The sequence below is a fragment of the Pelotomaculum sp. PtaB.Bin117 genome (genome assembly GCF_002067195.1).
Lineage (GTDB): Bacteria > Bacillota > Desulfotomaculia > Desulfotomaculales > Pelotomaculaceae > Pelotomaculum_D > Pelotomaculum_D terephthalicicum.
On the sequence record NZ_MVQM01000178.1, the window covers coordinates 151,516 to 165,122 of the forward strand.

Annotated in this window: 17 protein-coding genes and 1 tRNA gene; 6 read left to right on the forward strand and 12 right to left on the reverse strand. The window is 45.4% G+C overall.

Going from position 1 to position 13,607, the window contains the following annotated elements; all coding sequences use genetic code 11:
- The first annotated feature begins 220 nt into the window (after positions 1-220).
- The 3 genes from A4E54_RS15555 to A4E54_RS15565 all read left to right on the forward strand — a co-directional run bounded on the left by A4E54_RS15555 (position 221) and on the right by A4E54_RS15565 (position 1,137).
- Positions 221-454, forward strand: coding sequence for a hypothetical protein (locus tag A4E54_RS15555; protein WP_240082874.1), 234 nt, complete (start codon positions 221-223; stop codon positions 452-454).
- Positions 455-501: 47 nt separating this feature from the next.
- Positions 502-903, forward strand: coding sequence for an iron-sulfur cluster assembly scaffold protein (locus tag A4E54_RS15560; RefSeq protein WP_240082873.1), 402 nt, complete (start codon positions 502-504; stop codon positions 901-903).
- 157 nt (positions 904-1,060) lie between these two features.
- Positions 1,061-1,137: transfer RNA gene (locus tag A4E54_RS15565), tRNA-Pro, on the forward strand.
- Positions 1,138-1,221: 84 nt separating this feature from the next.
- Here A4E54_RS15565 and A4E54_RS15570 read toward each other — a convergent pair.
- The 3 genes from A4E54_RS15570 to A4E54_RS15580 form a co-directional block, all read right to left on the reverse strand.
- Positions 1,222-1,437 carry a hypothetical protein gene (locus A4E54_RS15570; protein ID WP_286726652.1) on the reverse strand — a complete coding sequence of 72 codons (216 nt, stop codon included), beginning with the start codon at positions 1,435-1,437 and terminating at the stop codon, positions 1,222-1,224.
- 756 nt (positions 1,438-2,193) lie between these two features.
- Positions 2,194-2,712, reverse strand: a complete 519-nt coding sequence (locus A4E54_RS15575; RefSeq protein WP_286726654.1) for a DedA family protein — start codon at positions 2,710-2,712, stop codon at positions 2,194-2,196.
- 108 nt (positions 2,713-2,820) lie between these two features.
- Positions 2,821-4,836, reverse strand: a complete 2,016-nt coding sequence (locus A4E54_RS15580; RefSeq protein ID WP_240082870.1) for an elongation factor G — start codon at positions 4,834-4,836, stop codon at positions 2,821-2,823.
- A 329-nt stretch (positions 4,837-5,165) separates the two neighbouring features.
- On the opposite strand from A4E54_RS15580, the gene spoVB reads away from it, so the two are divergent.
- On the forward strand, positions 5,166-6,731 hold the full coding sequence (gene spoVB, locus A4E54_RS15585) for a stage V sporulation protein B (RefSeq protein WP_240082869.1): 1,566 nt from the start codon (positions 5,166-5,168) through the stop codon (positions 6,729-6,731).
- On the opposite strand, the gene surE is transcribed toward spoVB, so the two are convergent.
- The 7 genes from surE to queD are packed head-to-tail and all read right to left on the reverse strand — an operon-like array spanning position 6,728 to position 10,725.
- Positions 6,728-7,486: a 5'/3'-nucleotidase SurE gene (gene surE / locus A4E54_RS15590; RefSeq protein WP_286726657.1), complete on the reverse strand. Its 759-nt coding sequence runs from the start codon at positions 7,484-7,486 to the stop codon at positions 6,728-6,730. The genes spoVB and surE overlap by 4 nt on opposite strands.
- A 14-nt stretch (positions 7,487-7,500) precedes the next feature.
- Positions 7,501-7,689, reverse strand: coding sequence for a YpmA family protein (locus A4E54_RS15595; RefSeq protein ID WP_240082867.1), 189 nt, complete (start codon positions 7,687-7,689; stop codon positions 7,501-7,503).
- A gap of 58 nt (positions 7,690-7,747) precedes the next feature.
- Positions 7,748-8,308 carry a GTP cyclohydrolase I FolE gene (folE, locus tag A4E54_RS15600; protein WP_240082866.1) on the reverse strand — a complete coding sequence of 187 codons (561 nt, stop codon included), beginning with the start codon at positions 8,306-8,308 and terminating at the stop codon, positions 7,748-7,750.
- Between the two features lie 31 nt (positions 8,309-8,339).
- On the reverse strand, positions 8,340-9,077 hold the full coding sequence (locus A4E54_RS15605) for a 7-carboxy-7-deazaguanine synthase QueE (protein ID WP_240082865.1): 738 nt from the start codon (positions 9,075-9,077) through the stop codon (positions 8,340-8,342).
- Entirely contained in the window at positions 9,078-9,641 is a 564-nt protein-coding gene (locus tag A4E54_RS15610; RefSeq protein WP_240082864.1) for a DUF366 family protein, read from the reverse strand.
- A complete protein-coding gene (queC, locus tag A4E54_RS15615) occupies positions 9,641-10,330 on the reverse strand; it encodes a 7-cyano-7-deazaguanine synthase QueC (protein WP_286726701.1) in 690 nt (229 codons plus the stop codon). The genes A4E54_RS15610 and queC overlap by 1 nt, the downstream gene beginning before the upstream one ends.
- A 5-nt stretch (positions 10,331-10,335) precedes the next feature.
- A complete protein-coding gene (queD, locus tag A4E54_RS15620) occupies positions 10,336-10,725 on the reverse strand; it encodes a 6-carboxytetrahydropterin synthase QueD (RefSeq protein WP_240082862.1) in 390 nt (129 codons plus the stop codon).
- 204 nt (positions 10,726-10,929) lie between these two features.
- On the opposite strand from queD, the gene A4E54_RS15625 reads away from it, so the two are divergent.
- Positions 10,930-11,064, forward strand: coding sequence for a hypothetical protein (locus A4E54_RS15625; protein WP_282442300.1), 135 nt, complete (start codon positions 10,930-10,932; stop codon positions 11,062-11,064).
- On the opposite strand, the gene A4E54_RS15630 is transcribed toward A4E54_RS15625, so the two are convergent.
- Positions 11,054-11,659 carry a TatD family nuclease-associated radical SAM protein gene (locus A4E54_RS15630; protein ID WP_240082861.1) on the reverse strand — a complete coding sequence of 202 codons (606 nt, stop codon included), beginning with the start codon at positions 11,657-11,659 and terminating at the stop codon, positions 11,054-11,056. The two genes, A4E54_RS15625 and A4E54_RS15630, sit on opposite strands and share 11 nt — an antisense overlap.
- Positions 11,660-11,760: 101 nt before the next feature.
- Between A4E54_RS15630 and A4E54_RS15635 the strand changes: the two genes are divergently transcribed.
- Positions 11,761-12,153, forward strand: a complete 393-nt coding sequence (locus A4E54_RS15635) for a TIGR04086 family membrane protein (RefSeq protein ID WP_240082860.1) — start codon at positions 11,761-11,763, stop codon at positions 12,151-12,153.
- A 322-nt stretch (positions 12,154-12,475) separates the two neighbouring features.
- Here the strand turns inward: A4E54_RS15635 and alr are convergent, their stop codons facing one another.
- Positions 12,476-13,600 (reverse strand): alanine racemase, encoded by a 1,125-nt coding sequence (gene alr, locus A4E54_RS15640; protein WP_240082859.1) that lies wholly within the window; start codon positions 13,598-13,600, stop codon positions 12,476-12,478.
- Between the last annotated feature and the right edge of the window lie 7 nt (positions 13,601-13,607).

Here is a 13,607-nt window from a genome sequence, read left to right on the forward strand (position 1 = left end):
TCCCTTTTTAGCCCAGGGATGTTGTTTTACTGACCGACAAGGAACACAATTCGAATTTGCTTCCCTGGCTGAAGTTGCAGAAAGCAGGGCATATCAAGGTTGATTTTACAGTACCCAATTTGGGCAGGATAAAGGACCATGAGGCCAGCTTGAACCGTTTTCTGACCGAGGAACTGATGAACCGTTATGGGGATACGGGGAGGTCAAACGGCCGAATGCGGTGGGGATAGCCGTTGAGCTTAGCGAAAAGAATGACGTCATGATCAGGGACAGTGTTTTCTGTGTGCATTCCTATTTTAACGAGAAGTTCGGACCGGAATGGACCCGCCCCATATCGCACAGTGAGCATAGAATGGTGTATCGGGTTTCCTGCTACTTCTACAATACCATGGATGAATGTCGGATATTCCTGGAAACACTGGATGAGATATTCAAAGAGCGCGGCTATATCTGAGATTTAAGTCAAGCGAACAAGTCAAGCGAACAAAGGAGGAGAACGAAATGCACGAAAATATTATAGCGTATTACCAGGGATTATTAAAAACGGGATCCGAGTATACCGGTAAACTCGAAAATCCATCCATATTCCTGCGAGCTTTAGGAGAAGTCAGCGCAGCCTGTGGTGCAAGCACGGACGATTTTATGAATCTCTACATCCAGGTGGTCAACAACCTCATTTCTGATATCAAGTATCAATGTATCGGTGATCCAGCAACCAAAGTAGCCATAGAGATTCTTTGTACATTGGTGAAAGGGAAGACTTTGGACGAGGCCTCCCTTATAAAGGAGGATGCGTTTTCTCAATTTCTGGGATGCGAGGACGAATTAATGCGGGAAAAAGCCAAGTTCCTGTTGGAATTACTCAACGGGGAAATCCTTCACTATAAAGCACAAACTGAATAGATTTGCTCAAATGCCCTGAAGCAATTTCTCATCCGCATCATTTCTTTGGCTGCAAAGCGGATTAACAATGAGGTTGGCCTACTGTAAGCCGTTTATCATCCTGACTTAAATCAAACTTGACTTTGCCTATAACTTATTGCATAATATAGTTTGTTGACGGGATGTAGCTCAGTTTGGTAGAGCGCACGGTTCGGGACCGTGAGGTCGCACGTTCAAGTCGTGTCATCCCGACCATAATGAACGACGGTTGATGTTTTGGAACACTTCTTTTGGAATGTCCAAACATCAACTTTCTTTTTTTGCATTGAAGTCTTTTGCTTATGCGGTTTTGGGCGTATAAGCAATCATTTTATCATCGTCAAAAGCAAAACAGTAGAATGTATAGTTATCGGTTTTAAAATTGTTTATCTGATAAATCAGAAATTCAATTTTTTTACCCGTATATTGCTCCGCTTTCAGGTCGCCCTGTTCTATCAGCTCTTTGAGTTGGGGATTGGCGGCAATGCTGTTATTGATCGTTATAAAAAATTGCACGCCGCTGTTGGTGGCAATTTCAGAGTCGTCACCTATAACCGCATATATCTGTTTGGCGTTTTCTATACCCCGTTTTTGTTCCTCACAGTAAAGGTGTCTAACTTATGTTCCATAATAACCCTTTAACCTAATTATATGCAATCCTTATATAATAAGATTGGTAATTTGTATAATAAATCCAGGGCGGAGGCTTGGAATATATGATATAAAAATTTTTGGTGTGTCCCAGTGTGTCCATATGGGACAAATTGGCCGCTAAAGAGGAACATTGACGGAAGACATAGGTCTTAACTCTCGCAAAAAACCGAGTTTGAATAAAAATTGCTGCATCTTGTTATTGAGCATCACTACTTTTTAATATAAATTCATGTTCCGATAATAGATATTATGTAAACTCACCCCTTCAAAACTGGTTAATTTTATCTTTTTTGTTAGGTTACGCATTAGCATTGTTTAAAGAGAATTACTGTAGTCAAACATTTGTTCCCTGTCCTACTGAACCCACATCCAAACGGTCATTCGGGACTTCACTTTTACCTGAAACTTACAACCACAAGAAATAATGGTAAACCCAAGGGGTAGGTTGGCATCCCTCCTGAGTTCAAACACTAACCCGAAAGTTAGGCAGGAGGAACTCTTCTTCCTTCCTATCGGGCGGGCTCTGCAGCAGGTTACTCAGAATTGATCATGGCTGGAGGCCAGCCACGGCATGATACAAGGTGCTGTTGACAAAGGCCGTTGGCATGTTCAATCACGTTAATTGCCGGCGTTCCTATCCCAGATATCACCGAGAAAAAGCCCCAGGTTAATAAAAACAGTCACCCACAGTAATGCTCCGGCAGCTGAAAAAAACATTACCTTCCAATAAGGCAACCTGGTGATTCCAGACAGGTAAGGCGTTATGTGCCTTAACCCTGGCACAAAATAGGCCAGGACGATGGCCGGCGCCCCGTATCTTCCCGCCCATGCCTCTGCCTTTAAAAGCTTCTCCGGCGTTACACTAATAAAGCGGCCATACTTTTCAAAAAAGGGGTTTCCTATTTTCCTCCCGATAAAATAGCTCACGGACACGCCGGTCAGGCTTCCCAGAACAGCCGTAATCACTACTGGCACAAAGCTTAATATGCCCCTTTCCACGAAAAAACCTATTAAGGTGAGGATTGACTTGGAAGGAAGCAGCACCCCCAGGGTGTCCAATACGAAATACAGGTATAATCCGGTATAACCATGGCTTGATATAAACTGCGCGGCCAATTCCTTCAAGTCCAGAACCATTCCCTCCTCATGTATCAACTGTTTTCTGTTTATAAAGAAGGAGAGCTTGCGCTCTCCTTTATCTTCACCCCTGCGGTAGTAGTAAACACAGGCAAATATAATGCTTTATTACTTGTCAGCTTCTTGAGCTGCTTTAGCCTTTTTAATAATATCTTCCGCCAAGCGTCCCGGCACTTCTTCGTAGCCGGTAAATTCCATCGTAAAAGAACCGCGTCCCTGGGTCATTGACTTAAGATCAATGGCGTAACGGTACATCTCAGATAGCGGAACATGTGCTTTTATCAAGGTTTGTTTCTCCTGGGGTTCGGTGCCCAATACCCGGCCGCGTTTTGTATTGAAATCACTGATTATGTCACCCATAAAGTTGTCGGGCACTAAAACTTCAACATCCATCATCGGCTCCAGGAGAACAGGTTTAGCCTGCATGGCTCCTTTTTTAAACGCAAGTGAAGCGGCGATTTTAAAAGCCAGTTCCGAAGAATCAACCGTATGGTAAGAACCATCATAAAGGGTGGCCTTCACTCCTGTTGTTGGATAACCGGCCAGCACTCCTTCCGTCATTGCTTCCCGGAGACCTTTTTCAACGGCGGGGAAATAGTTTCTGGGAACAGAACCACCGAAAACATCCTCTTCAAAAACAAAATCCTCCTCAGGATTTGGCTCAAATCGTATCCACACGTGACCGTACTGGCCGCGGCCACCTGATTGTTTTTTATGTTTTCCTTCCACTTCAACTTTTGCCCTGATGGTCTCACGATATGGTACTTTGGCATCATTCGTAACTACATCAACGCCAAACTTGCGTTTCAGCCGTTCAATCATAATATTTATGTGCAACTCGCCCATACCTGTAATAAGAGTCTGTTTTGTTTCGGTATTTTTCTCAACCTTCATAGTCGGGTCTTCTTCCAGCAGTTTGTTAAGCGCGTCACCTAGTTTGTCTTCATCGTTTTTACTCTTGGGAGCGATTGCCACAGACAGTGTTGGTACCGGGAAATCAATCCCTTCCAGGACAACCGGTTTGTCCTTATCACATAAAGTGTCGCCTGTAGCGGTATCCTGCAATTTCACAACAACAGCCAAATCACCGGTGGGAACCACATCGGTTTGGGTTGTATTCTTACCTCTGACATAAAGAACATTGCCGATTTTTTCAGTCTTTTCTTTCTTGCTGTTATATACAACCGTGTCACTCTTAAAAATACCGCTGAAAACGCGAAGGAAATTCATCTTGCCGACGTAGGGGTCCGCTATTGTCTTAAATATCAGGGCCGACATAGGACCGTTGTCTTCCTTGGGAGCCGGCAGGTAGTCTACAATGACATCCATCAACTGAACCACGCCGATGTTCTTTGTTGCTGAACCGGCCATTACCGGAACAACCTTTGCCTGCGCGATACTTTTCTTTAAACCATCCTTTATTTCATCCAGAGAGAGTTCCTCTCCCTCCAAATATTTCATGGTCAGGTCGTCGTCTCCCTCAGCCGCCGCTTCAACAAGCAATTCATGAAACTGGCCGATTTCACCGGCAAGCTCTCCCGGTACCGGCGCTTCTTTGCCCTTGCCGTCACCGGTATATGCTTTATTGTCAATGATGTCAACCACACCGGTAAAGGTATCAAATGAACCGTTGGGGATCTGGAGCGGCGCAAAATTACCCTTGAATTTAGTTTTTAGCTCATCTATGACTTTGTTAAAACTGGCATTTTCCCGGTCCATTTTATTTACAAAAATTATTTTCGGCAGGTTATATTTTTCGGCAATATCCCAAATTACTTCATGCTGCACTTCCACGCCGTCCACGGCGGATATGACAAACATGGCGCAGTCGGCAACTCTCAACGCTCCCTTTACTTCACCGATAAAATCAGAAAAACCGGGTGTGTCCAGCAAGTTAATTTTCACGCCGTTCCACTCGCAAGGAACAAGGCTGGTATGTATGGTTATTTGTTTGGCAACTTCTTCCGGATGATAGTCGGCAGTCGTGGTGCCGTCTTCTACCCTGCCCAACCGGGAAAGAATCCCAGTATTATAAAGCATGGCTTCAACGAGAGATGTTTTCCCGGCTCCGCCATGCGCAACCACACCCACGTTGCGTATCTGACTGGTTTGATAATTCTTCAAATCGTGTTCCCCCTTTTGTAAATAATGGTTTCCTTAAAGCATTATTTCTATACCACTTAGAGCCCAAGCAGGGATTTTCTGGATGAAAACAAAAAGAACCCCCCCTCAGGAGCAATTATTACGGTACCCCAGGCCAATGGTACAAATAAATGGCACAAATATTAAGTGTTATTCTACAGCAGGTGGGCAAATTCCTTGTTATTTATAAAATAACCTGGACTTTTTTTAGGTGAAAAGATGTGTGCTATAAATTTTACCTCATAGGAAAAAGAAGGATGCATAGATATTAACATTATATTACTATAAATTACCTTAAGGGCAGGTGAAATATGGCTGGCCAATCATTAATCAACGGGGCGTTGGTCCTATTGTTAAGCGGTCTATTCAACAGAATAATGGGCTTCATATACGAAGTTTTTATGATTCGCCTGGTCCAGCCTGAGGGTATTGGCCTGTTTAACATGATTTATCCTGCATATGTTTTGGTAGTGGTAATGGCCACGGCAGGTATTCCGGTAGCTATAGCCAAATTGGTTTCGGAAGAGGTGGCCCGCGGCAATTTAACCGGGGCATACCGCATTTTTAGATTTTGCTTGTTAACCCTTATGGCAAGCAGCGCTATTGTCACCGTATCGTGTTGCCTCGGAGCACCCTTGCTGCTAAAATATGTTTTTGTCAATCCCAAAGTATATTACAGCTTTTTATTTCTCATTCCCGGTATTATAATAGTATCTCTTTGCTCTGCCTTCCGTGGTTTTTTTCAGGGACTTCAGCAAATGAAGCCGACAGCTTTAACCCAATCTCTGGAACAATTGATCAGGTGCGTTTCCGGTCTGATATTTGCCTGCATACTGCTGCCGAAAGGTATTGAATATGCGGCGGCCGGGGCTTCACTAGGGGTAGTGACAGGAGAATTAGCCGGATTTGTATCCATTCTGCTGATTTATGCGCGAAATCGTCCTTATGTACCATCCGGCCTGAAGGCAGAGCATTTTGAATCGCTTCGTTCAATTGCTGTCAGGGTTATTAATCTGGCTTTTCCAGTTTCATTGACTCGTATTGTGTCTACCACTCTTTTATGGATAGATGCTGTTTTAATTCCCCAGCGTCTTTTAGCAAACGGCATGGAATTATCTGAAGCTACTGCTGATTATGGTCAATTTGTGGGCATATCCCAAAGCTTGCTGTTTGCCCCGGCGATTATTACTATTTCACTTGCCACCGCCCTGCTCCCGGCAATATCAGGCGCGCTGGCGGTAAATAATATAAAACTTGTCAAAACTCGCTGCGCAGACGCCGTTAGAATTACCTTAATAGCCGGGATACCTAGCACCGTTGTCTATATGATGCTTTCAGAAGAATTGTGCGGATTGATTTTCGGCTATCCAAAAGCGGGAGCAAGTCTTAGCGTAATTGCTCTGGGGGGACCTTTCCTGTACCTCGTGCAAACTACCACCGGTATTCTACAAGGGCTCGGCAAAGCTTCCCGGCCGTTTAGAAACCTGGTAATCGCCTCTTTTTTTAAAATTGCCGGCATATACTACCTTACAGGAATGCCACAATTAGGCGTGCAAGGCACATCTGCGGCTTTTGTTATTTATTTCATAATTATGTCTTTGCTTAATCTGATTGACGTGCGCAGGTTTACCGGCCTAAAAATAGAATTGTGCAAATTACTCTTTAAACCGTTGCTGGCAGGGGTGGGAATGGGCTTCGTGATTTTGCTCTCCCAAAGTTACCTGCATGTCTACACAGAATCTTTATTATTGGTAACTTTTGGAGCTGTAATTAGCGGCCTGGTTATTTATATCCTGATATTGATATTAAATGAAGGTATTAGTACCAACGATTTGAGAAGGCTAAAATCGATAATAAATTTAAAAAACCGAAATTAGAACGTGTTGAATTCCTTAACTAAATTTTTCACATCATCCAATACCGTGTAATTGGTCAGGTCGTAATGAACCGGCGTAATCGATATAAAACCTTCATTTACCGCCCATACGTCAGTGTCAGGGTCGTTCCCGTCAACGTCAAAGGGCTCCCCTGCCATCCAGAAGTAAGTTCCCCCCCTCGGGTCGGTTCTCTTATAAAAAACATTCGTATAGCGCCTGTTTCCCAACTTGGTTATTCTTATACCGCGTGGCACCCCGGGTGGTATGTTGATATTTAAAAGGATGCCTCCGTGCAGTTCTTTACACTTTGTCACAAGTTTTTTTATAAACTTGCCTGAATACGTGAAGTCCTGAAACTCATAGCTGGCCAGCGATATAGCGATAGCGGGAACATCATTGATGATCCCCTCGATTGCAGCGGAAACCGTGCCGGAATATAAGACATCAGTACCAAGATTCGGACCCAGGTTAATGCCCGCGACAACCAAGTCCGGAGGGACCGGCAGCAACGCTTCCAAACCGAGTTTGACACAGTCTGAAGGAGTGCCGTCAACCGCCCAACCTTTTGAATTTGTACCCGGATATGACTGTTCTTTCACCCTTAGCGGCCTATGCATGGTAATTTTATGACCGGTGGCGCTTCTCTCCCGGTCCGGGGCGACTACGAAGACTTCCGCTTGATCCTCCAGAGACTTTCTGAGTTGTATAATTCCCTCCGCATTGATACCGTCATCATTACTAATTAATATTCTCATAAATGTCTCCGTCTTCAAGTCTCATAAATTGATATTTTCATGGAATCCTTGGCGACATCCTTGGTCAGGCCCAAAATAATACTCTTGCCTTTTAATGTCTTGTTCAGAAAATCAATGATCTTGTACATTTCGTCATTGGCTTTAAATGATTTGGCGGCGATTAGCTCCAGTTTCCCAGTGTTGGTGGTTTCATTATTATCCAATTTACTCCTCCTGATATCAACTTCTTAAAAGATTATAAAAGTATTTCTGTGACGTGCTTCAATCTTTAACTAAAGAAAACGCTTCCGCCCTGGTCGCTTCACTCTTTTGAAAGATGCCCCTGACCGCCGAAGTGACTGTCTTTGATCCGGGTTTTTTTACACCGCGAAAGGTCATGCACATATGTTCAGCCTCGATAACTACAAGCGCGCCTTGGGCGTTCAACCTTTTCATGATCGAATCGGCAATTTGGGAAGTGAGCCTTTCCTGGAGCTGGGGCCGCCTGGCGAAACCTTCCACCAGCCTGGCCAGTTTTGATAAACCGGTCACATTTCCCTTGCGTGGAATATATGCTACGTGCGCTTTACCGTAAAACGGCAGCAAGTGGTGCTCGCACATCGAATAAAGTGGTATATCCTTTACGATAACCATCTCCTCATGATCTCCTGAGAATTTTTTCTCTAAATGGGCATCCGGTTCCTCCCAGAGTCCGCTAAATATTTCCTCATACATACGGGCGACCCTTGCCGGCGTTTCCCTTAAACCTTCCCTTTCCGGATCTTCTCCGATAGCTTCAATAATCATCCTTACCGCTGCTTCTATTTTTTGCCGATCGTACACAATTTCCCTCCTAATGCCACCTGTAGTCAAGCTAAAGCTGGCCCATTATCTTGTGAGTCTGAGGAATAATAAGCACATTTGCCAGTTTTTTAAGCGCAAGCTGCTGCAAATACAGCGCCTGGCCGGGTGAAACACTTTTTATTCCGCAAGCTGCCGGGCTGACCGGCTGGATTATCATGGTCAAACCTGTGCCAAAATCGCTGATTAAACCGGCGGCTTGCTCGATTTCTTCCCCAGTGGTATCTTCTCCGACAACCACTTTAACAAAAACTTGCTTCTTGGCAGCTACTTTTAAAAATAATCTATGTTCTTCCCAAAAAGGAGGCTGACCGCTAATGCTTGGCAGTTTTATATCCATGCCGACTATGTCAATAAGCTCGATTACCTCTGAAAGTTTCTCAGGTAAAGTGCCGTTAGTCTCAAGATATATTCCGTGCCTGGTGCCCTGGAGCAGCGGAACCAATTCCTTGATAAATGATGTCCATAACAGCGGCTCTCCTCCGGTAAGGCTGACAGAGTGGTGTAAAGAAAGATCGTATGCGTGTGCCGCGGCGGCAACTTCTGCAGCCGACAAGGGATTGGGAAGCTGTTTAAAATCCTTGTGCCCGGGATGCTGCTCGATTCTGCAGAAACCGGACTCGCCGGCAGGCGTGTCACAGTATGAGCAATTAATATTGCAGCCAAGCAGTCTGATAAATACCTGACGGCAGCCGACCAGCAGTCCTTCACCCTGCACTGAGGAAAAAATCTCCGCGACCTGACAGGGCATTTATTTTACCCCCCGCACTTTACAGCGCGCCATTTTGATCTGCTGATACTCTTTGATGTACTCACTACACAGCGACTTGCCGACAGCCTCGATTTCTCCCGGTTTTAGCCCAATTTCCGCCAGTCCAATGGCCGGTACGGGCGCATCTTCGCCGGTAACGTTAACACCTGTGTGAATCATGGTCGAAACAGGGGTAAGAGTGGCTATCGACACGGTCAGCTTACGATCGTGAAAAAAAAGGTCATCTCCGGAACGGCTCAGAGCGGCCCCTGATTTTTCAATAATGATGTCTTTTAAGATAGCAATCAGCAGCCGCTGCCTGACTATCGTCTTCTCCAAATCAAGATCAAAGTGCTCAATGATAAAATGGAGCATGTCCTTGCTAAATATGGGCGAATTGCTTAAAACGTCTTTAATGTCGACCATTTCTGTCAACTCAACCCGGCAGGGCCCCCTGAACGAAACGACGCTATCCCCCTGCATGCCGAAATTGCGGTAAGCCCAATGTGATGACAGCTGCGTGCCGTCATAAGTAATTGTCTCCTTAATAAAAAGTTCTTTCATCAGATCCCCCTCAATATACTCATGCCGCTCAAATCAAAAGCGGCCAGGTCGGCGGCTCGTTTTAGGCGCAGGCAGCTTTCACAACGGCCGCACATTTTTTCTCCCCCGCGATAACAGCTCCAAATGTGCTGAAAAGGAACCGACATTTTGATGCCGAGTTTCAAGATATCTGCTTTGTCAAGCCTTTGAGTGTAGCTGACCACTCCAACATGGTTAAGAGTGGAATAATACAGGGAGTCGTTTATTGCTCTTACAAAGCTGGCGCTGTTGTCAGGAAATGTAGCCGCTTCTTCACTGTTAAAACCGGTTACAACCAGTTGGGCGTCGTTGGATTCGGCAAAAGCGGCGGCAATGTTGATAAAAAGACCATTTCGGTTTGGCACCCATACCTGGGCGGCGGAAGCGCCGGCCGCTGTTTTTTCATCAAGAGCTGTTATTTCCGGTTCCGGCAGTTCCAAATCGCTTTTTACCAGTGCCGTACCGGTGATATCCCGCAAAAAAGGAACTTCAACAACTTGATGACGCAAACGATAATGGCCCGCCAGGGACGCGGCTGCCTTTATTTCATTCTGCGAGGCGCGCTGCCCGTAATCAAAAGTAAGACATAAAACAATATCAGATTCCCGCAAAGCGCAGGCGAGGGACACGGCCGAATCCAAACCGCCGGAAAGAAGCACAATGCCTTTCAATACAATCAATCCTCCTCCCGGTACGCAGCCGAGGCTTCCGGAGATTCACCAACACGTACTACCGCTATTTTCGCCTCCATTAGCGAGTTAGTAAATTTAGTTTTCAAACTATTGAATATGTACCTGGCGAGGTTCTCCGCAGTGGGGTTGTTCTCGCTGTTTTGTTTAAATGGTTCCAGCATATTCAAGTTCTGGTGGTCAAGTTCATCGATTACGTCTTTTACACTACTTTTTAATTCTTTAAAATCAACCAGCATGCCTCTCTGGTCCAGTTGGTGCCCCTGAAAAACAACTTCTACTTGCCATGTATGGCCGTGCAGCCGGGCACATGGCCCATCATAGTTCATTAATGAGTGCGCCGCCGCGAAACGTGTTCGTACAGTTAGCTCATACATAGCGGTGTAATCCTCCCTCACTCTATTTAGTGCCGTCACAGACAACCTGTGTTATATCACGACTTTATAACCGGTACTTGCTGCTGCTTATTCTCTATATTTCTTAATTTTTCCGTTACCACCCAGGAGTATTCTTCCTATATGTGCCATACATAAAAAAAACCAGATAGAGAAAGCTAGGGTCAAAGACATGGAGGTTTAATCATGGGCAAAAAAAACAAGAATAAAAAAGGCGATGCCTTCTTGCGCGAAATGACAGGTTCAGCTCCAATGGTTAATCTAGACGGAGAATCGGAGAAAAATAAAATACCGCCCTCCCCAAAAACATCTAATAAGTAAACGTACCGAAATATTCTCTTACCTTGAATTCCACTCCGAGGTTACGTGCTATCGCACGGCACTTTTCGATATCCACACCCGGCCATCTGACTACCGACAATGTAACTTTGGGAATATGTGTTTTACAGCTGGCGATAAAATCAAGCATTGCCCAATAAGCCTTTTCTCCCATCTGCGGCCGGCAAATCGACACATATTGCATGGCGTCGGAAGCATTCAGGCTAATCGAAACAGCGTCAACCGAACCGGCTAATTCCAAGGCGATATCACGGCCATGGATAAGGTCGGCCTGGCCGTTTGTATCGATCCTTACCGCCGCCCCCCGCTCTTTTAACGCACGGGATGCCGCAATAACCAGATCGGCCTTAATCAACGGCTCGCCATAGCCGCAAAAAACCACTTCCCGGTACCGGCTAACATCCCCCGCGGCTGACAATAGTTCATTCAGATCCGGCTCTTTATCCAGCCAGAGACTGTATTCAGTGAGTTTATTACTGGTCTGCCTGATACAAAACACACATTCATTTGTGCATTTGTTGGTTATATTTAGATATAACGAATCACCAATTTTATAAGCATAAACATTCTCAGTCAATAGAATAATCTCCTAATTGTTTATTTAATAAGATACAATTATTCATAATACATCAAATACTTACATAAAAATAATTATAATAATTTTCCGGGGGTGTTGCAATGCCATCCGTCAATATGGATAACTTTGAGTTTCCTATTAGTGCTGGTCCGGTGGTAAAAGGTATTCTTTTCGCGTTGTCCATTGCCTTGCTGTTAAGCTTGTGCGCCGGTCTGATTTATCATTTATCACCACTCTCTGAAAAAACTCTTCCCCTGCTTGCGGCAATAATCCTGGCGTCAGGCGCTTTCGGCGGCTCTCTAACCGCCGGCAGGCAAGCCGGGAATAAGGGACTTTATCATGGATTAGCCGTAGGTCTCCTGTTTTTCATAGTCGTTTGGGCGGCAGCGGCACTATTTGTACCCGGGCAGGCCGGACTTAATATCTTTTACAAATTATTAATAATATTGGGTAGCGGTACGATTGGGGGAGTATTCGGGGTAGGGCTTTCTTAAGAATACCATATTAAAAATACTATTATGAGTATGACATGTGAATAACCGGAAGTGGCCGGTGTAATCGGAGAGCCCCAGCTAAAAGCCAGGGCTTCCTTTTTAGGGAAGAACCGGAATCGAACCGCGTAGCGGGCTCCGGACCTCGCTGTGTTCCCGACACTCCCCCCTGGTAAACATTACCATTATGGCACTCGAAACTTTATTTGTCAATAACCATTCAAGTATTCAGGAGTCAGGAGTCAGTATTCAAAATATATAAAGACAATAAATAATCTTTTATTCTGACTCCTGACTCCTGACTCCTGAATTCTCACTCCTTTTTTTACTTCACATATATTCTAGGGACTCGCAAGCTAATCATGCAGACAACTTCATAATTGATCGTGCCTAACTTCATCGCTGTCTCGTCAGCAGTGATTTCTTCGTCACCCTGTCGTCCAATGATGACAGCCTCATCACCCATTTTTATATCTGAGGCGCTGCCGGCGTCAACCATAATTTGGTCCATGCAAACCCTGCCTATTACAGGCGACCGGCGTCCATTCAACAAAACCTCCCCTTTTGAAGAAAGCGACCTCGGATAGCCGTCGGCGTAGCCCAGGGGCAAAGTGGCGATAACAGTTGGCTGAACAGTTGTAAAGGTGCACCCGTAACTTACTTTAAAACCAGCCGGCACCTTTTTAACATAAGCGACTTTAGCCTTTAAGCTCATGGCCGGAATAAGTTTCAAGCTGCTTTGCTTAAATCTGTCAGAGGGACTAAGCCCATAGACAATAATTCCCGCCCTTACCATGTCCAAGTGGGCTTCCGGCATTTCCATCAACGCCGGACTATTGGCGGCATGTTTCAGCGGGATATCAAGGCCGCCCCTGCGCAGCTCTTCGGTTATGCCGAGAAAACGTTCCAATTGCATATTAGTATAATGTTTATCTGCAGCGTCCGCGTCAGCAAAATGTGTAAATATGCCTTCTATTTCAAGATTTGGTATTTTGGCCATTCGCAATATTTCTTCTACAATATCCGGACCTGGCATTAAGCCGATTCTCCCCATACCGGTATCAACCTTTATATGCACTTTTGCCCGCGTCCCGCGCCGCGCCGCAGCTTCCGCCAGTACCAGGGCCATCTCGCGGGTATAAACTGCCTGAGACAAGCGGTGGCGCACAACTTCACCGGCCTGTTCCGGGGGGATATAGCTTAAAACTAGCACCGGCGCTTCCAACCCCGCTTTACGAAGCGCCACTCCTTCCGATATTCTGGCGACACCAAGCCAGCTGGCGCCGTTGGCCAAAGCGACCCGGCTTACCTCAACGGCGCCATGACCGTAGCCGTTAGCTTTAACCACTGCCAATACTTTAGCTGTAGACTTGGTAACCCGGCGAATTTCCCTTACATTATTGGCAATCGCATCTAAATCGATTTCAGCCCAAACCGGATATGCAGACATTCAAGTT